Below are 18,824 nucleotides of genomic sequence, written 5' to 3'. Positions count from 1 at the left end.
CCGTTTATTGTAATTGAGCGACCCACTCGTCGTTATAAACCAAATCCAGATAGCGGTCACCGCGGTCTGGCAGGAGCGTCACGATCCGCAGCGGGCGGCCGGGCGGCTGCTCTAACGTAGGGATCAGCTTTTGGAGCGCCGCCACAATGGACCCGGACGAGCCCCCGGCGAAGATGCCTTCCTGTAGCAGCAGGTCGCGGCATCCTTGTGCCGATTCTTTATCGGAGACGTGGATGCAGATATCGATCTCGTCGCGGTTCAAAATTTCTGGAACGCGGCTCGCTCCAATGCCGGGCAGCTCACGCTTGCCGGGCGCTCCGCCGAACAGGATCGATCCGACTGCATCAACCGCTACCACTCGCAGCGCCGGGAACTTCTCGCGCATTTTGCGGCTCGTTCCCATAATGCTGCCCGACGTGCTGACGCCGGCAATCAACAGGTCTACATGGTCGAGCGCTTCAACGATCTCCGTGCCGGTGCCTTCATAATGGGCCCGCCAGTTGTTAGCGTTGGCGTATTGGTTGATCCAAAAGCCGTGCGGCTCCTTCTCCAGCAGCTCCTGCACTTTGCGGATGCGGGTTTTCAAATACCCTCCCTGATCGTCGCGCTCTTCAACCATCTCGATGCGCGCACCCATCTGTCGCAAAATATCCAGGTTCGTCTTAGCGATTTTCGGATCGACGACGCACGTAACGGTCAAACCATAGATCCGTGACATCATCGCCAGTGCGACTCCCAAGTTGCCGGAAGTGCTCTCGATGATGTGCGAGCGCGAATCAAGCGCACCGGTGCGAAGACCTTGCTCAATGATGAATCGTGCCGGACGATCCTTCATGCTTCCGCCTGGATTCATATATTCCAGCTTGGCAATGACCTGTACGTGCTTCTGCGGAAACAGCCTGCTGAGGTGAACAAGAGGAGTTTGCCCGACGCATTCGGCAATCGAGCGCTTCACGGACGCGACAGACGCGTCCGCCAGCAAAAGATGGGACATGATCGTTCCTCCCTGTACTTGAATTATTCTCCAGGAAATGAGAATGATTATCATTAACCTGCGAAAAAATCGTAACACAAGACGGAAGACAACGTAAATGCTCCAAACGGATAATCCCGGTAATACAATAGTAGTACTCAAATCATGATGCGCGATGCCGGAACCGGCCTTACTGAGGTAACGTTTCTTCGAGCCGCTTGACAGCAATCATCTGCCGGAGGGTAAAAATAAAATCAGCGCCGGAGCATTTGATATCCAGCGCCTTTTTGATATTTTGTACATGCTTTTTCACCGTATTTTCAGAAACGTAAATGACGCCCGCGATGCGCTTGATCGAATAATGATCGCACAGCATGAAAGCGATTTCTCGCTGCCGTTCGCTCAGCTTCGTAAGCGCGCTGCCTGTAGTCTCCTGCACTGGCGGCACAAGTGAAAGACGGGCTCCGGCTGCGCTTTCTCCTGCCCCCTCCCCGCCCGAACGGGATCCGGAGCTATCGAATTCTAGCGTCACCTTCACGAGCTCGGCAATGTCCATCGCGGACACTTCTCTTACAATCAGGCTGTGCAGCATGGCCAGCTTCTGTCTTTCCCCTTCGCTATGAACATGAGAATCGACAATAAGCTTCAATTTAGTAACGGACATCATCTATCCTCCCTTAAAATTCGTTGGTATGTAACAGCATACGTTCGTGGTGAACCCTACCCCTTATTTCGTGGTGTTCGTCTCCTCCTTTGCCTGAACAGATTTGACAGACTTGTGCCTGTGGGCTTCGTGGGCTTTTTCGATCCGCTTATCATCCGTAATTCGCGGACAGGTATAGCAATATCGGTCGCCGCCCGGTAAGCAATAATTCAAGCAGCATTTGGTGCGTACCATAATAGGCTTTTCCGGCGCATAAGGATTGCTCACACTCCGAAAAGCGGTCGTCAGAGGATTCGCTTGTAATTGCGGAAACCGCTGAGGACGAAACGAGCCGTAGAGCTCGTGAAAATCGTCTTCGATTCGTCCGCGCTCCGCTTCGGATAGTGCGGTTTCCTGTAGCCATTCGTTTTTCCAATAGGCCAAGCCATACGACAAATTGCCCCATAGCGTGCCCGCGTCAATCCGCGTCACCTGTGCAACGCGCCACACCACCCGGCACGCCTGATCAGCAAAGACATGATCAAAATAAAGGGTGCGCGCCTCCGCATTATCCGCCCGCCCGCGCAAAAAATCCGGCTCCTCTGCCGACTGCACCGCAAATTGAAGGCCTTTCGCGCTCAAAACGAACTGTACACGATCAGGCGACAGATCGACCGCCTCACGGCATCTCATATAACCGTGCATGGCCCCGGATACAAGCAGCCCGTATTGTTTGACAAGCAAGGAGCCGGTGACTTGCAGCGCCGGCGATTGAATCGACTCACCGAACGCGCCGAGAAACGAGAGCAGCCTCTCGTCATTCTCCAATTCGCTTAGCTTGAAACGGATACCTTCCATCGATTCCGAAAACGAAAAGCGGTAAACTGCCGCCCAAAGGCAGCGTTCTGATGCGCACATATAAATACTCCTCTGTAAACTTGATTAATTTTAGGCCGCTACATCAGGATAACGGGCGCGGCCTCTGCCCTTAGTGTTTTCATTTTGTCACGAAGAAGAACGCTTCATGCCGCACTAGAGGACAATGAGTAAGCCCGCTTTTGTCAAATAGGCTGTGGAATTTTGACGGCAGGCCGCTGCAAGCCATAGTGCTCACGAAGCGTCCGTCCGGTATACTCGGTGCGGAACAGACCGCGCCTTTGCAGCTCCGGAACGACAAGACTCGTGAAGTCTTCAAGCCCTCCCGGAAAATACGGGGGCATGACATTGAAGCCGTCCGCCGCTTCCTGTCCTATCCACGCCTCCATCTCATCGGCGATCTGCAGCGGAGTTCCAACCATTGTATAATGCCCGCGGGCGCTGGCTGTCCGAAGCATAAGCTGACGGATCGTCAAATGTTCCTTGCGCACCATGTCCACATACATCTGAAACCGCGCCTTCTGCCCTTTCACCTGCTCGATAGAGGGCAAATGCTCCAGCGGAAACGGATCGTCCAGCGGAAAGGCTGCCAGATCGATTTCCATGGCGTTCGATAGCCGAATGAGGCCAAAGGCTGGTGACGTCAGCTCATTCAGCTGCGCTTCCTTTTCCCGCGCCTCTGCTTCGGTCGCACCGATAATAGGGCTAAAGCCCGGCAATATTTTCAGCTCATCGGGGCGTCTGCCATACTTCGCCATGCGCTGCTTCAAGTCTGTATAAAATTGCTTCCCGTGCTCCAGAGTATCTTGGGCGGTGAAGACTACCTCCGCCGTTTCGGCCGCTAGCTCTTTCCCCGCATCGGAGGAGCCTGCTTGCACAAGCACCGGATAGCCTTGAGGCGATCTGCCGATATTCAGCGGCCCGCTTACGGAATAATGCTTGCCCTTATGATTCAAAGCGCGAATTTTCGTTTCATAATCGGTGTAAATGCCACTCTGCTTGTCCGCGACGATAGCGTCGTCATCCCAGCCGTCCCACAGTCCTTTCATTACGTCTAAATATTCCTTTGCCCGTTCATACCGGTCGCCGTGCTCAGGATGGGCGTCTAGACCGAAGTTCAGGGCGGTCGCGTCCCCAACCGACGTCACGCTGTTCCATCCCGTGCGTCCTCCGCTGATATGATCAAGTGAAGCGAACATGCGGGCGACGTTAAATGGCTCACTGTACGTTGTGGAGACAGTGCCGATCAACCCAATTCGCTCAGTCCCCATCGCCAGCGCCGACAGCATCGTCAGCGGCTCCAGACCGCCGAGAATTTTATGCTGCACCGCCGGAGTAAGCACAAGGGCGTCGGCGATGAACAAGGAATCCAGCTTCGCGCGCTCTGCGATTTGCGCCAGCTTAGTATAATAATGAATATTCGTAATACACTCCGGCTTCGTCTCCGGATGACGCCACGACGCTTCATGGTGTCCCGTATTCAGAACAAACAAATTCAAGTGCATTTGCTTTTTGGCTTGAGTCATGCTAGATACCTCGCCTCTTCGGATTTATTTAACGGCCGATTAGGGGACGGTTCCTTAGATTCTTGGTCAGTTGCAGCTGGTGGCCGTCACGAACCGTATATCGACCGAACTTTGTAGCCTTCCTTGTGAGATGCTCACGTGCGTGCCACGCAACATCTCATCTCGGATCTAGCAGCCTTTTGTCTGCGTGGTTGCGCAGAGAGAAGATGGTCTACGCGATAGGGGTCAACTGCTTTACCGATGATTCACGTCGGAGATGATCGTTGCGCCTTTTAATGCTCGTGCGGCTCGATGCCACGGCATTTTATGCGACAGGCTTGACTCCGCGTGTGTGCCAGCACGACTTCCACGGCGTCATTGACTAGCATGACACGCGTTGTGGCATCCTTTCATCATTGTTTAGCATACTGAGCGACAGATTTGGTGATAATGATTCTTGTTATCATTTAAAAGTTTAGCGTACGCTTTATGGAACATCCATGGTCTGAAATATCCATTTTTTTGCACCGTACTATCCGTTTGAAGGACTGCGTTCAAGCTTGGTCAAGCTTCACAGTTTCATTCTTGCGCATCGATAGTCCCATTCGTCTGTGGAATGGCTATCATCGGCCGGCCGTTTCTTGCGACGGCTGTGCAGCTTCCTTACTCTGCCCAAGCAGCCAGACCAGCAGGCCGCCGGCGGCAATGACCAACCCGTGCAAAGCAAAGATGGCGGACGCACTAACGAGGCTGCCTAGCGTACCGCTGGCCATCGGGCCTGCGATTTGCCCGGTAAATAATAAGCTGCGGGACAGCCCCATTCGAAATCCTAACTGGTCCGAAGCAGATGAGCGCGTTATCGTCAAAAACACCGATTGGATCAGCGCGCTGGAGGCAAAGCCCTGCAAGATGCGCAGCGGAATTAGCCAGCTGACGCTCGGAACTGCCGTTTGCAGCATAATAGCCACGCCGCACAAGACGGCTGCCACAACATAATTAAGACGCACCGGGTGGCCATCATTTCGTTTGCCCCACCAAGACGACGCAAGCCATACCGACGCCCAGTTGACCGCCTGCAGGACCCCCACCCATACAGCTGTATCTGCTGGATCAGCCACCAGCTGCTTCACGTACACGGGCGTAACCGTCAATAAGCCGAAAACGCCGAAATTCGCTAGAATGCCCGCCAGCAAAAAATGACGTACCTTAGGCTCGCTTAATAGATGAATCCACTGCTTGCTCATCCGGGACGATACGACGGACGCCTTTCTCCGTTGCAGCTTGTTTTCTTTCAAGACCAAAAAACTAAATAACGTCCACATGCCCAGTACTGAGCCGAGCAGCATAAACATCGGCTGAAAGCCGACAAGACTGAGCAGCAAGCCTCCAAGCAGAGGACCGAGCATGGATCCCGCGGCTAGCGCCCCTTCCAGCTTGCCCCGTACTTTGCCCTGCTCCCCCGGCTTCGCTTCTGAAGCGGCATAGGCGGACACGGCGTCAACGACGCCTCCAAGTGCGCCTTGCAGCAAGCGCAGCACGAACAGCTGAAACGGCGTTGCGGCAAAGCCCATCAGCGCCAGTACAAGTGCGGATCCGAAAAGCGCCCGCACGATCATCATTTTGCGGCTGGTCAGATCCCCGAGCCGTCCCCAAAGCGGCGCCGTTAGCGCCGCCGAGATCGGCGAAGCTGCCAAGGCGAGACCGCTCCACAGCAGCACGGAGGCGTCGTCCTCGGCTCCCATCTGCTCCATATAAAACGGCAGCATCGGAGCAATGACCATGGAGCTGAACACGGACAAAAAATAGCCGCCCCATAATATGCCGAAATTCGCTTTGCTCCACCTAACCTGGTTTACTGCTTCCAAAGATACCTTCACTGCCCTTTCTGAGGTTCAATTGATAACAATTATCATTTAATTCGCCAACATCATATCATGTTTCCGCAGCCGGGTGTATGATCCTTTTGGATAATTTTCGTTATCGAATTGGAGTATAGAGATGGCTTACACGCTCTCTCCGGTATCCGTTTGCAGTACCTGATAGTGCTTTCATATCAGAAATTTGGGCTTGTCAAGAGTCTGATCCAAAAAAATAAAAAAAGCTGCGGTTTGCGCGGCTCTTTGAGATAATGTCCTTGTCATCCGATATATATTAGTCTTGCCCTCTTAAACAATATTGATATTTTTGCAAGCTCTTTCTCTGCGTTTTTGACGGCTTCCTGGTCTATTTCTAGCGATCTACCGGATTGTATGGACATAATACGTTCAATAACTGTAATAGACTGTGCCCGAGTTGTAGAACCTGATTTTTCCAAGCTACCGCCATTTCCCCCTTGAATTATCCCCTTACTCACAAGAAATCAAGACCACGGTATTCGTTTGTTTATTTCCACCCGCAATATTTTCTCCAACTATGTTAGTCTAAACAAGTTTGAACAGTTTATAATCTTGCGATCTGTAAAAAAATCTGGTGTACCCTTTTTCAAAGTGTGGTTTTCGCGGATTCCCCTGGAGGTTTTCGATCATATCATATAATCCGTAGATCCTGTCATACATTTGGCTTCTCTCATAGAGCGTTGCATCTTCTGAACCGTACTCCGTAAATACCGCGTGTCTGAATTCTCTAGGATAATAAAACATATACATAAAATCCAATGCCGGATCTTCCATTCCTGCTTCACTAAAATCTATAATCCCGAGCCTACCGGCTCTCTCGTCCCATAGAATATTATCATAGTGGAAATCTCCATGCACAATGCAAGTTGGAACCGAAGCTGAAATTTCATAATATTCACACAGGAAATGCTTCACTTGTTCCATCTCTGATGGTGACAGTTTGGCCTGCAGCAGCCTAACCCCGTCATTCATATCATTCCGAACATCTTGTTCAAAACGGCTTGGCAAGGCCTGTCTGCGCTCTGATTTCATATGAAGCTGTTTCAAAAAACTTCCAACGGATCGCCCAATTTGTTGTGCATATTGCGAATGTTGTTCCACATATTGAGGAGTAATTCGATATCCCGGCACGTATTTTTCTACCACGAAATGTTGGGTCGGAGAAAGATACAGGCATTCTGGCAAAATAGCCTCCGTCTGCCCTGCTAATCTGCGAATTAGCTCCTGTCGGATATGATATTGATCTAGCTGCAATCCATCACGAAAGAAAGCAATAACTGTCTTTTTATCCAGAATCAGAACGTCTTTCTCGCAGCCTTTGGTAATGTACTCAACTTCCTGAAAAGCTAGCTCCCCTAGCTCCGCTCTCGCAATATCCAGTTTCTGCTTAATCCATTGCTTATCCCGATTATCCAAATTCAGTGCCTCCATATGAATACCTTCATCCAGCTTTTCGCAGCTGTAATAAGTTCTGGATCTTGCTTCGACATCCCGTTTACTTTTCCTTCAATTCACTAAGTAACTCAGTAATCTTCTCATTTTGATCAATTTGTGTAATAACATTTGAATTAAGTTTTTGAATAGCAACAAAAATACCAAACAAAGCACCTAAAATTAAGAAACCAGTGAGGGTATCCATGAGAGAATCCTTTCTAAGACATGATTCATTGATCTTCAGTTTTTATTATAGACGCAGAAATTGCAAATAAGTTCCAACGGAATATCGATTCACCAAAGACTCATGAGCAAAAATAGAAGAAAGCCTGGGGATTTCCCGGGCTTTCTTCGTCAATTTAATGGAGATATCCTGTTAAGAAGAAGCAGCTCGTAACCGAAAAGGCTTTTTCGTTTCGCGGTCAGCAACACTTACCATTACCGATTCTGGTTTAACCCTAGCGATTAAACCCATTGCTTCAATTCGACTAACCATCTCCGAAAGATAAGCTGCCGTCTTATTCTTAGCGCCGGTTCCTCCGTCAATATCTACCATGAAGCGGATATCTGCCCCTTGATCGATATACGGTAAGATAATGTTCTCGAGACGTTCACGTTCGGCATAACCGAATTGAGCGGCAATTTCTTGGCTGAAGGTCGTTTCCAATGACAATTTTTCTTGAACAGAGTAGATTTCTCTCGGAATTATCACTTGCCGGCTGCATAACCAAGCGCCTCGTCCTACTCGATACACCACAATGTAGCTTACGAATTTCGTATGGCCGGGATGTGTCTGAGCGTCTGTCGTAACCACGAGATCATATACTGCCCTTGAATCGCCTTCGATGAATCGCGTAATCCGATCCATTACGTCTCCAAACTCAAGGTTCTGTTCAGTTGTATTGCGGAATGTCGTTTCATGAATCAATGGGAATTGTCGTCTTTTTGTTTTCATGGGATTCACCTGTAATGCAAGGTTGGCTTCTTCCTTTCGTTTTGGTTTGTTTGGCGGGCCTTGATGGAATTGATTCAACGCATTGTGTCTAACATGGTGGAGCTTGAAGCCACAGGCTATGGTGTGGTATGCAGCTTTTAAAAATCTATTCCCCACATGCACAAGATATGAGTCCGGCTGGATAGGAACCAGCGCGCTTTTTACTGATCAGCTTTAAAATCTGCTGTCGAATGGACTTGAACCACCGACCTCCCGGTTATCAGCCGAGCGCTCTAACCTCCTGAGCTACGACAGCATATTGGCGGTCCCAAGGGGATTTGAACCCCTGACCTCTGCGCTGACAACGCAGCGTTCTAACCAACTGAACTATGGAACCGTGAAGACGTAGACGGGATTCGAACCCGCGTATCCCTGTTCGAAAGACAGGTGTGTTATGCCGCTTCACCACTACGTCATATATTGATGGTGGTAGAAGATATTTGGTGCCGGCGAAAGGGATCGAACCTTCAACCTACTGATTAAAAGTCAGTTGCTCTACCGATTGAGCTACGCCAGCATGTGGACGCGGTAAATCCTTGCTAGGAGCGGGTTAAGCTCCCACCGATTTTTTACAGCTTGTGTTTCGTTCAACCACCCATCAGAACCCAAACTCATGGCTGACTCACACTCTGCGAACCGCTTTTTATATGTACTTTTAGTGTGCGGAATACAGGAATTGAACCCATACTGAATGCTTGGAATGCATCCGTTCTACCATTAAACTAATTCCGCATTTGGTGACGCATGCCGGATTCGAACCGAGCGAATGCAGGATTGAAAGTCCTGTGGCTTAGACCACTTGCCTAATGCGCCATAATATGATTGGAAGGGCTGAACAGAATTAGAACCTGTGAATAATGAGTTTACGATTGCTCTGTCAGCCAGCTTCTCCATCCAACAGGACGCCTTACCCCTCCTACAGAACATACGTTCTATCCATGGGTATAAAAAAGGCTGCTTAGCCCGTCGTGGTTCCATTCAAGCCGCTGCCCCAAGCATAAAGGACAAGCACCAATGGACCACTTGCCAGGTCGCAAGTAGCCTTTTACGCACAATATCAATGTATGCACGGATTCAGACTCGGAACGGTCCGTGATTCATGGTCACGTTAGCGCCATTCCTCCTCTTCTAAGGATGGAAAGGCTCAAACATGGTACGTAAAAGCTACTGATGATTGGTTGGAAATAGGCCTCAAGAACATCGCTAAATTGCCCCTTAATGCTGCTCTCGCACCAAACTTGCTTATGATCAATTGTGTTCTCGTGATACTTATTTGGCTGTTCATAGTCCTGCTTAGACGGATTGTTGAATAACTGGCTTCTCATTGCCTATCCCTTCCTTTCCTTGTAGGTTTAGTACCAAAAGACTTTCTCGCATTACCGCTTTAGTGTTTTACCGCTTTACTGATTATGATATTATCATGGGGAATTTTTAATGTCAACCCTTTTTTAACATATTTTCTTTTTTCCTCCATTTGTAGATAAAACAAAAAAGACCGCTTCTCCAGAGCGGTCTTCCCGTATCCAACCAAATACGTTTGCAATAAACGTGATTTGCTTGCAGATCCCCATTTTTGTCAGAGGTGATCGGATATCGATAATAGGCCGCGTGGCGAAGAAAAAGGTTTTAGCGCATTGAAAACTGAATGGTTGCCCTCGGTTAGGCTCCACTTTTGAATGCTCTCATATCCTAATAGGTAAAGTGCCTTTTTCATCCCGCTCACGCTCCTTTCCGTGTACTTTAATTTTTCTCATCTTAAAACAACCGCATCTTCTGTGTCAATAAAATTCTTGAGAGCCTATCGAATTATTACCCCCAAAAGCCCTACGAAGGTTGAAGCCTGATGACCGGCAATAATACAACCCTCCAGATCCTTAGCCTCCACAATTAATACCTCGAAGTTACAATCGCTTAGATCGACTCCCTTAAGCTTGGTTCCAATCATATAAGCTTGATCCATATTGCAACGGGCAAATGCTATTTTTTGAAAGTTAGCAGTAAAAAAGTCTGTGCTGATTAATGAACAATCCTCAAAGCTCACCTGCTTAAAGTTGGCTATGCGAAAATTCGAAAAATCACCCATACAATTCAGAAACCGGACATTTTGTAGCCTGCTTTGAGAAAAGTTGGTGCCAATAAGCTTACAATTTCTAAATTCAGTGCGGTGAATGAAGGAAGAAGGAAACTGTACATTAGAAAAATCACATTTCTCGAAAACAACATCTGTCATTTCGACTTGTTCCAACGATGACTCCGTAATGGTCACATTTCTAAAGATCATTTTCTCCAAGGAAACCCTATTTGCTTCCTGATGTTCGATTGTAATATTTTCAATAATCCCATTACTAAGCTCTTCTCTGGATTCTAATGAGTCAATAGACCTTGATTCGAGTAACTCAACGGTAATTTTGGGCTGCTCCATTTTAAAATTCATATTGCCTCCATCCTAGCTTGGTTGATTAGACAAGCACTTTATATCATTCCCGGTCCATGGAGAAAAAACATCGCCTTTACAGATGGCGATGTTCATTTACTACATAGTCCACAATCTGGCGCACATTCGCGTCCACACTGCTCGTGTGCGTATGGATCGTGATTTCCGGACTTACCGGAGGTTCATAGATATCGTAAATCCCGGTAAATGCTGTGATTTCACCTTTTCTCGCTTTGGCGTATAAGCCTTTCACATCTCTGCGTACACATTCGTCCAATGGACAATGCACATACACTTCGACGTAGGACTCCAGCTCAGCCCGCGCATAATCCCGCATTTCCAAGTAGGGTGCGATCATTGAGATGACCGTCGTAATCCCATTGCGGTTCAATAGCTTGCTAATATAGACCGCGCGACGAATATTCTCCATCCGATCTTCTTTGCTGAACCCAAGCTCTTGTCCTACCTTTCGTCTAAGCTCATCGCCGTCCAAGCATTCGACCCTAAACCCTCTTTCCTGAAGCGCAGCGGTCAAAGCTAATGCTGTAGTCGTTTTTCCAGAGCTTGGAAGACCTGTTAACCAAACCGCCGTCCCATTCATTACTCTGTTCTCCCTTTACTATAAAATAGCGATCCGTTCGAGTACGCGGTCCCCGTAAATAGGATCGAACGGTTGCCCCTCCATATGAATGTAGCCTATATAGCAATCACATTGCTTCATTCGGCACGGACGTTCTTGCGATAATCGTTCCAGGCCATCTTTATACAGATTTCCAATCACTTGACGATCCTTATAGCAGCGTTTTACACGCCCGTCCCCCTGGACATAAAATACCGTTTGCCCAGCTCGGCATGGCTTGCCCATACTGTCGTAATCCAGCGCATTAAGAACAAAATACGGGTCTATTTGGGTCAAAAACGCTTCATCCTCGGCAGAATAGTAATCCGGTCTATCTTTGTATGCGTTGACCCACATGTAGACATCTTTAGGCAATGCCTTCCTTATGGAAGAAATGGAGTGGAACGCGCTTTTGACGCCGACACAGCCTACACTGAAAGGGATTTTCTGAACGTAGAGCTTGCGGCATTGCTGTAAAAACCGCTCTTCCTCCGTCTGTCCGGGATGGTAGGTTACCCAGAATGCAGCAGTCGCCGGATTCAAATCGCATGCCCAATCGAGCTTGGCGGATAAGTTCGTTTGAATCGCGACTTTATCGACATGCTGCATGTGGGACAGCTCAACCAAAGCTTCCCTATACCAACGATGTGTAAGTCCTTCACCATAAGGGTTAAAAAACACGGACAGCTGATGTCCGCGGTCCGCTTGCTTCCTTACCCAGTCGACAAAGGTCTGCACCTGCAGCCGATCCTTAGCTAATGTCTCTTGACTGTCCGTGTTCTTGCTGAATGGACAGTACGGGCAGTCGTAATTGCATGAGCTTATGCTTCCGCGGAAATAAATCGTCACCTTCATGAGACCACACAGCTTTCCATGCGGGCACGTATATCCGGGGAGATGAACCAATCTCCGATGGCGTCGGAGTACATAAGCCCCTCTTCCGTCAATCGCAGTACCTCATTCTCTATAACAGCAAGATCCGTATGTACAAGCAGATTCAATTCGGGATAATCGATAAGTGCTGACGTTGTGAACCGATCCGAATAGCTGCTCAATGCCAAGCCTTCCGTATGAAGCAACGCTTTCAGTATAAAGCGGCGCTGCTGGTCATCCTTGCTCAACACAATGCCGTAATCTGCCTGCGTGTAGTCGGCCGCAGCTACATAGTCGGCAATGATGCTCGCAGTAGCGGAACGCCCTACGCTGTACCGCGAGGAGTAATGGACCGTTCGTGTGTAAGATCTGGCACCACAGCCAAGCCCAATCATGCCTTCCTCCTGACAGCCGTAAGGAAGCAGCCGTTTCTCCGAACCCGCTTCCGCTTTGGCGAATCTGCGCATAGAGTACTGGGTATACCCTTGCTTAAGCAAACGTTCCCGCGCTGCAATATAGAATCTTACTCTCTGGTCCTCGCCGCTCCGCCTTATCTGCTCCGGCTTTACAATCGTATGCTCACGCGTGTACAGAGGATAAATAAATATCTCCTCCGGCTCATAAGACAGCGCCTTATCCAAAGAATACATCCATGAATCAAGGGTTTGACCGGGAAGTCCGTATATCAGATCCAAGTTCAGGATCGGAAATTGGTACCGCTTGAGCTGCTCCAGAGCTCTTTCGACTTCCTGCGGCTTTTGCGGGCGATAGATCGCTTCCGCTTCAGTCTCAATAAAGCTTTGAATACCCATGCTGACCCGATCCACCAGCCTGTTTTTTAATATACTGAGGCGCTCGGAGGTAACGGTTTCGGGAGATGTCTCTACTGAGATGGAAACGCTGGAAGGATCCATGCCAATCACATGTTCAGCAATATGAAACAAACGTTCAAGCTGAACTGGTTCAAGCAAAGTCGGCGTTCCCCCGCCGATAGCAAACCGTGCAACCGGCTTATTTCGAATGAACGGAGCCCATTGTTTAGCTTGTCTTTCCAAAGCATCAACGTACTCGGCATGTACATCGGCTCTCTTATCAGGCAGGGTGAACAAATTGCAAAAGCCGCAGCGAACCCCGCAAAACGGAATATGCATATATAAAAAGAACGTCTCTGCCAACTCCTTGCCCCATAGCTCAGAAAGCGCCAGCTTCGTCTCCAATTCTCGATAAGAGGTTTTGTGCGGATAAGAGTACAGATAAGACCGGTAAGGCTCTGTTGTTAAGCTGTCCTTCCAGCTGCGCAGAGCCTTCGGATTCCGGATGATGTCCGAGTAATTAGGGTAGACCGTACGGCTCATGGTGATCTTCTCCTCCCACCTTACAAAATAAATTCGCGATACGGCACGTTCCACACGACCTCATGCGCAAGCCTGTGACCGTTGTAGCCATCTTCACCGTAGGCGGTGCCATGATCCGAGAACGCCATACAAAAGACAGGACGCTCCCGTTCTCTGAATGCTTGAAACAATCGACCGAGTTCACCGTCAACATAACGGAGTGCCGCGCGCTGCGACTCTACCGAGTCTTTCTTTGCTCCTGGCACAAAATAATGATTCGGGCCATGAATCGCCGAAATATTCATAAACAGAAACATACGCTCTGTCTGCTCCGATTGGTGCAGCAGCTTAATGGCATGATTCACCTGATGCTCAGTGGAGCGTTGATTAGTGACCCCAAAGGTCATCCGCCAATAGCTTTCCTGAAAATATCCGGGAAGCACTTTGGCCAGCGGAACTTTTTTTGTGAAAAAGATGACTCCGCCGATACAGATCGTACGGTAGCCCTCTGCCTGCAAGCCGGATACGATATCCGTTGAATCAAATTGCCATGTATACGGATGCGTCTTTAATCCCGTATTCTTCGAATGAAACAATCGAACATGCTCCGACTTCTCTGTCGTCGCCGGAGTTGGCAGAAATCCGCCAAAGAAAGCATGATGAGCCGCATAGGTGAAGCTGCCCGGCGTATGCCGCAATTCCCAAGGTTTGCCGCCGCACAAATTCGGGCAGTTGTCTTCCTCCATTACGGCGGCGTCATAGCGCAGCGTATCCAGCGTAATCATGAGAATATCATGACTTCCTACAATTTCATTCATGTTAAACATCGTGGTGATCCCTTTCCATTTTAGATAGTCGAAGGGACTGAAGCCATTCTCATTTCCCACTCATAAGGGTCATGTCCTTCATAATGACTATGATATAGCAAATCTCCGAACGGATTGACATCCAATATATATGGCCGATAGGATCCGCTGCTCAGTAATACATCTATGCCTGCAACAGCAGAATGCGGAAATACCGATAACGTTTGCTCGGCACATTGTCGCACGACATCTTGATGCTCGCGAGTCAAACCTATTTCCTCCAAGCTCATTCGCTCGCTGTCCAGATGCAGATTCGTTATAGGGGTACTGCTAACCCTGGCAATACTGTGACATGACTTGCCTGCTACGACGAGCTGCCGGATATCGAACGTGCGATTCTGATAAGACGCTTTCGGAATCCATTGCTCTACATGAGCGCCATGCCCCAGTAACCAGTTGATGATCTGGCGTATGACTTGCCGTTCTTTATAGTTCACCAGCCTCTTTACGTTATAAAATAACGGAGGTCTGGATTGATAATTCTCCACACCTATTGTAGTCACGGCTGATTCCGCGCCTGTAGCGGGGTTTACTTGGTACGCAATGACTCCGCAAGCGCCGGATCCGGCTGCTAGCTTAATAAATATACGGTATGTTCGTTCATTTGCCATCGTATCTCGCAGCGTATCGTAATCCGGAATGGCTTCCGGCGGCGCTAATCTTCTTGGCACCGGCAATCCGGATGATAATAGGAGCCGGTGCGTAAACCTCTTATCGAACATGGCGGCTATATCCTCAGGAGCATTCATCCATCGCGGCGTATCCCACAGTTCTCCTGCCTCCCTGTCCAATCGGGATAACAGTCTGCAATATCCTCGAAACCACTGGGAGGGATGATACAGCTTGCCCTTGATTTCCTTCAACCCTTGTGCCGTTCTTGCCGAAATAGGCTGAACAACGCTTTTGCTATACCTATGCCAACGCTCGTCAATAGAAGGGCTTGCCGTATCAGGAGCGCCAAGTGCAATAAGCTCACGCTCCACTTCAAAATGCTCCCCTGGTGCGTCGAGCCGCAGCAAGGGCGGTTCATCCATCGTTCGGTCCAGGCTCTGTGCTATCGAGCTCAAGGATGCTTTTCCCTGCAGCAGATCGATATAATTCAAAACAAGGGCCGGGGGCAACCCCAGCCGCGCTCTTGCCGCTTGCAGTCCGGTAGTTCTTCTATTACCGGCATTGCCGATTACAATCATCGACTTCATCGTTATTCCGTCAAGGAAGGATAGCGATAATCCTCGTCGTCATCAGAATCCTGCTGATCGCTGATATTTACGTTGAGGCCTGATTGCTCCCAACGATTCATCATTTCATCCGACATGTAATGATAGCTTAAATCAAGCAGCTCCAGTTTCTTTACCCTCTCGCTCTGGATAAGTGCTTCGGCCCCCTTATCCGACAACGTACCCATGGAAAGGTCCAGCGTATGTAGTTGATCAAGAATAGGCGCATCGGCTAATGCAATAGCAATTTCATCTTGAATTTCACTGTCTTTGAGCCCAAGATAGGTAAGCTGCGGGAATTTTCCGGGCTCGATCAGCGGGAGTACATCTTCAAGGCTTCCGTCGAATCCATACTCTTCAACCCCAAGATAAAGCTCAAGCTTCTTCAGGCTCCTGAAGCTGCCTTCGCTAATGCTGGTAATGACGTCTGTTCCAAGGCCGCCGCAAATGATGGTTAACTCCTCCAGCTTATCATGGTGAGCAGGATCAAGGCTGAGGCCCGTGCTTCCTTTAATAGTAAGGGATGTAAGCTCGGGATACGCTGTCAGTATCGGCCCCAGGTTGGATTGATTAATCCAGGAGACCTCGCATTCTTCATAGGACATATCGCCGATAAACAAGCTGCGCAGCTGCGGGAAGCGGTCTTTCAAGCGAACAAGCGCATCGACAATTTCACTGGAATCATTCTCGTAAGCGCCGCCCCAGTCTCCGATGATGAGACTTTCTACCTGCAAGCACTCCTCCTTGGCTGCAAGCTCCTCTATTAACTCTACTATTTTGACTCCATTCTCGTATTGATCATAATCGACAGATAGTTTACATTCGGACATGGGAATACCTCCTGATAATGAATAATGATCTTTCATCCATTATAAAAGCCAATGACGCGCGTTTCAAATATATGCCAAATAATTAAAAAGCGTCCCATTAACCGAATTCTCGCTGGGCGAACAGAGTGCAAAAAAGACCCCTGCCAAGTACCGTAAAGGCCTAAACAGGGATCTCCATTATTGTTTATACTAGTAATCTATCTAATCCAATCGCACTGATTAACAATCGCTCCTTCTTAGTTCCGAGCATTTTTTGTGTCCAGTCTACAAAGCCTCCATCACCGATGTTATACTCCCTATCCTCGATAACGGTCTTTATAGTAAATTGCAGACCCTTATAGTATTGATTTTCTTTTTTGGGATTCCCTATGCTGATGACCACATCATCTAATTGTAATCCATGTCCGTATTCCACGACTCTGGATACCAAACCAGCACTGTCTTTATACCCGTCCCACTCACTAACAATAACCTCGATACTAGAATTGAAAAGTGACTTGAAGATCGTTCGGTATACTTCTATATGCTCCCACAATGATTGTTTCTCAAAGCTGTATGAACCCTGGTCAACCCCGGATGACACCATACAGTATAAATGAAAGTGAGTGAGTAACCCTGGAGAATCACCAAAATACTGTGCCCGCACATGCCTATGAGTAGTGCAAAATCGCAAGAAATCCTCTCTTGAGCATTTGTTGGATTTTATCAAATCTGCGATATGCAGAGCAATTAGATTCGTCGCATCTGAAACAACTTCCGTCCCCCTTAATGCGGAAATGACCTTATTTTGATCAACTGTCCCTACTGCAGAGGCACAGCCCAAAGGGGCAACAGGTGACAGTTGGAGCGGGGAAACACCCTGATTCACGGCTATTTTTAAAATATCCATTTCCAGCTGCTTTAGCTGAATTGGCTCTATCTTGGCCGGTTGAACAAACCGATTTTCTGTGTATCTCTTAAGCAGGTCATTTGGAGAGGACTGTTTAGCCTTTTCATTAAATAATTTCAAAAGAAGCGTATTGAGATCGCTGCCTGATAATTGTTCTGTTAAGAGTGTTATCAAATCAGACTTCTCAAGTCTTTTCAGTATCCTTTCAAGGTCAGCTGAATATTCAGGTTCCAAAAGACTCACTCCTTCTCTTACCCTCGAGAAAGCAAAGGTTCGACTTGTTGGTGATTTGTGGAATATTATAGTCGGAGTCTAGATTATGGTCAACATGAAATACATGATTCGCGTTTCCCGAAAGCATCGTTGGCGTGTAGGTTTCGTCGAGCAATTGGTTATCACTAAATACGGACCGAATAGCCCCTGTTCCAATTTTGTTTGGAGTTGAACTGTCAAACGGATAAGAGCGGTTCATGTTCAGTACCTCCAAACACTGCCCAACACCTTCAGATCGAGTCGTCTGATAGCTGCTGGGTCGGATATCAAGTCGACTTCGGCGATTTTCCCTTGCCTTATCGTATATTTGAGTACATAAAGCAGCCTTCCGCGAGGAGCTGCTATGACACCAATGGATCCGTTCACCAGTGCGATCTGTGCAGCCGCTTGTATACGTCCCGACACTTGCTCGGCAAGAGCTCTTGCGCCTCGAGTTACAGCCAACGCTCCTGCACGGCGATCATCACGAAGCTCCACATCCGGATCGAGCACAGCAATCAGCTTCTCGAAATCGCCTGCGCGCGCGGCAGCCAGAAAAGCCTCAATAAGCTTCCGCTGACGCACCAAATCACCTTCAGGCGCCGTCTCAGTCCCCTGTACCCTGCGGCGTGCCCGGCTCGCTAGTTGTCTGGTTGCGGCCTCGGACTTTCCAACGACGGGGGCGATTTCTGTAAACGTCAGGGCAAATATATCATGGAGAACAAAGGCTACACGTTCCGACGGGTTCAATTTGTCGAGCACTACAAGCAGCGCATAACCCACTGAATCGGCCAACAGTGCTTCATGCTCAGGGTCGCACTTATCCTTATAGCTCTCATACATATCGGGCATGTGGGATTCAAGCGATTCCTCACGTCTTGATTTACGTGAGCGCAGCATATCCAGGCATAACCGTGAGATTACGGTGGTGAGCCATCCACCCAAATTCTGGACATCGCTAGTATCCGCCCGGCTATACCGCAGCCAAGTCTCCTGTACGGTGTCCTCCGCTTCACCCAACGATCCTAGCATTCTATAAGCAACCGCCAACAAGTGACTCCGGTGTGTTTCGAATTGCTCCGCCATCCATTCAAGTTCGCTCATTATTCCTATTCCTTCACCTTTATATTAGGGGTCCTATAATATTGACGGATGAAAACTACATGATGTGACAGACCACAAAAATTTCA

16 protein-coding genes and 6 tRNA genes are annotated in these 18,824 nt (G+C 48.6%); all 22 read right to left on the bottom strand.

Translation table 11 applies throughout. The features are described 5' to 3' along the window. Window positions 1–4: 4 nt before the first annotated feature. On the bottom strand, window positions 5–994 hold the full coding sequence (sbnA, locus tag ACFQ88_RS19395; protein ID WP_379455550.1) for a 2,3-diaminopropionate biosynthesis protein SbnA: 990 nt from the start codon (window positions 992–994) through the stop codon (window positions 5–7). Between the two features lie 169 nt (window positions 995–1,163). Further along, complete coding sequence (locus ACFQ88_RS19390; RefSeq protein WP_379455548.1) at window positions 1,164–1,637, bottom strand: response regulator transcription factor; 474 nt, start codon at window positions 1,635–1,637, stop codon at window positions 1,164–1,166. Window positions 1,638–1,700: 63 nt separating this feature from the next. Next, entirely contained in the window at window positions 1,701–2,534 is an 834-nt protein-coding gene (locus tag ACFQ88_RS19385) for a hypothetical protein (protein ID WP_379455546.1), read from the bottom strand. Window positions 2,535–2,677: 143 nt separating this feature from the next. Then, the gene (locus tag ACFQ88_RS19380; protein WP_379455544.1) at window positions 2,678–4,018 is read right to left on the bottom strand and encodes an LLM class flavin-dependent oxidoreductase; all 1,341 of its coding nucleotides are present in this window, start codon (window positions 4,016–4,018) and stop codon (window positions 2,678–2,680) included. Between the two features lie 602 nt (window positions 4,019–4,620). Continuing rightward, on the bottom strand, window positions 4,621–5,862 hold the full coding sequence (locus ACFQ88_RS19375; RefSeq protein ID WP_379455542.1) for an MFS transporter: 1,242 nt from the start codon (window positions 5,860–5,862) through the stop codon (window positions 4,621–4,623). Between the two features lie 555 nt (window positions 5,863–6,417). Further along, window positions 6,418–7,308: a phosphotransferase family protein gene (locus ACFQ88_RS19370; RefSeq protein WP_379455540.1), complete on the bottom strand. Its 891-nt coding sequence runs from the start codon at window positions 7,306–7,308 to the stop codon at window positions 6,418–6,420. Between the two features lie 394 nt (window positions 7,309–7,702). Further along, the gene (locus ACFQ88_RS19365; RefSeq protein WP_379455538.1) at window positions 7,703–8,281 is read right to left on the bottom strand and encodes a ribonuclease H-like YkuK family protein; all 579 of its coding nucleotides are present in this window, start codon (window positions 8,279–8,281) and stop codon (window positions 7,703–7,705) included. Between the two features lie 221 nt (window positions 8,282–8,502). Beyond that, window positions 8,503–8,576, bottom strand: a tRNA-Ile gene (locus ACFQ88_RS19360). Window positions 8,577–8,580: 4 nt separating this feature from the next. Further along, window positions 8,581–8,657 (bottom strand) — tRNA-Asp (locus tag ACFQ88_RS19355). A 4-nt stretch (window positions 8,658–8,661) separates the two neighbouring features. Further along, a tRNA-Glu gene (locus tag ACFQ88_RS19350) sits at window positions 8,662–8,735 on the bottom strand. 26 nt (window positions 8,736–8,761) lie between these two features. Further along, window positions 8,762–8,837, bottom strand: a tRNA-Lys gene (locus ACFQ88_RS19345). 144 nt (window positions 8,838–8,981) lie between these two features. Then, a tRNA-Gly gene (locus tag ACFQ88_RS19340) sits at window positions 8,982–9,052 on the bottom strand. Between the two features lie 3 nt (window positions 9,053–9,055). Beyond that, a tRNA-Glu gene (locus ACFQ88_RS19335) sits at window positions 9,056–9,133 on the bottom strand. Window positions 9,134–10,118: 985 nt separating this feature from the next. Continuing rightward, window positions 10,119–10,754: a pentapeptide repeat-containing protein gene (locus tag ACFQ88_RS19330; protein WP_379455536.1), complete on the bottom strand. Its 636-nt coding sequence runs from the start codon at window positions 10,752–10,754 to the stop codon at window positions 10,119–10,121. A 76-nt stretch (window positions 10,755–10,830) separates the two neighbouring features. Continuing rightward, entirely contained in the window at window positions 10,831–11,355 is a 525-nt protein-coding gene (gene cysC / locus ACFQ88_RS19325) for an adenylyl-sulfate kinase (RefSeq protein ID WP_379455534.1), read from the bottom strand. 18 nt (window positions 11,356–11,373) lie between these two features. After that, window positions 11,374–12,228 (bottom strand): STM4011 family radical SAM protein, encoded by an 855-nt coding sequence (locus tag ACFQ88_RS19320; RefSeq protein ID WP_379455532.1) that lies wholly within the window; start codon window positions 12,226–12,228, stop codon window positions 11,374–11,376. After that, window positions 12,225–13,601, bottom strand: coding sequence for an STM4012 family radical SAM protein (locus tag ACFQ88_RS19315; RefSeq protein WP_379455530.1), 1,377 nt, complete (start codon window positions 13,599–13,601; stop codon window positions 12,225–12,227). Before ACFQ88_RS19315 ends, ACFQ88_RS19320 begins: the two co-directional genes overlap by 4 nt. Before the next feature lie 20 nt (window positions 13,602–13,621). After that, a complete protein-coding gene (locus ACFQ88_RS19310; RefSeq protein WP_379455528.1) occupies window positions 13,622–14,407 on the bottom strand; it encodes an STM4013/SEN3800 family hydrolase in 786 nt (261 codons plus the stop codon). A 20-nt stretch (window positions 14,408–14,427) separates the two neighbouring features. After that, on the bottom strand, window positions 14,428–15,645 hold the full coding sequence (locus ACFQ88_RS19305; protein WP_379455526.1) for an STM4014 family protein: 1,218 nt from the start codon (window positions 15,643–15,645) through the stop codon (window positions 14,428–14,430). 2 nt (window positions 15,646–15,647) lie between these two features. Next, the gene (locus ACFQ88_RS19300) at window positions 15,648–16,493 is read right to left on the bottom strand and encodes an STM4015 family protein (RefSeq protein WP_379455524.1); all 846 of its coding nucleotides are present in this window, start codon (window positions 16,491–16,493) and stop codon (window positions 15,648–15,650) included. A gap of 184 nt (window positions 16,494–16,677) precedes the next feature. Beyond that, the gene (locus ACFQ88_RS19295) at window positions 16,678–17,616 is read right to left on the bottom strand and encodes a hypothetical protein (protein WP_379455522.1); all 939 of its coding nucleotides are present in this window, start codon (window positions 17,614–17,616) and stop codon (window positions 16,678–16,680) included. 240 nt (window positions 17,617–17,856) lie between these two features. Beyond that, window positions 17,857–18,738, bottom strand: coding sequence for a sigma-70 family RNA polymerase sigma factor (locus ACFQ88_RS19290; RefSeq protein WP_379455520.1), 882 nt, complete (start codon window positions 18,736–18,738; stop codon window positions 17,857–17,859). Window positions 18,739–18,824: the final 86 nt, after the last annotated feature.

This window comes from Paenibacillus sp. NPDC056579 (assembly GCF_042793215.1).
Classification (GTDB): domain Bacteria; phylum Bacillota; class Bacilli; order Paenibacillales; family NBRC-103111; genus Paenibacillus_S.
This window is presented reverse-complemented; position numbering and strand designations above follow the sequence as displayed.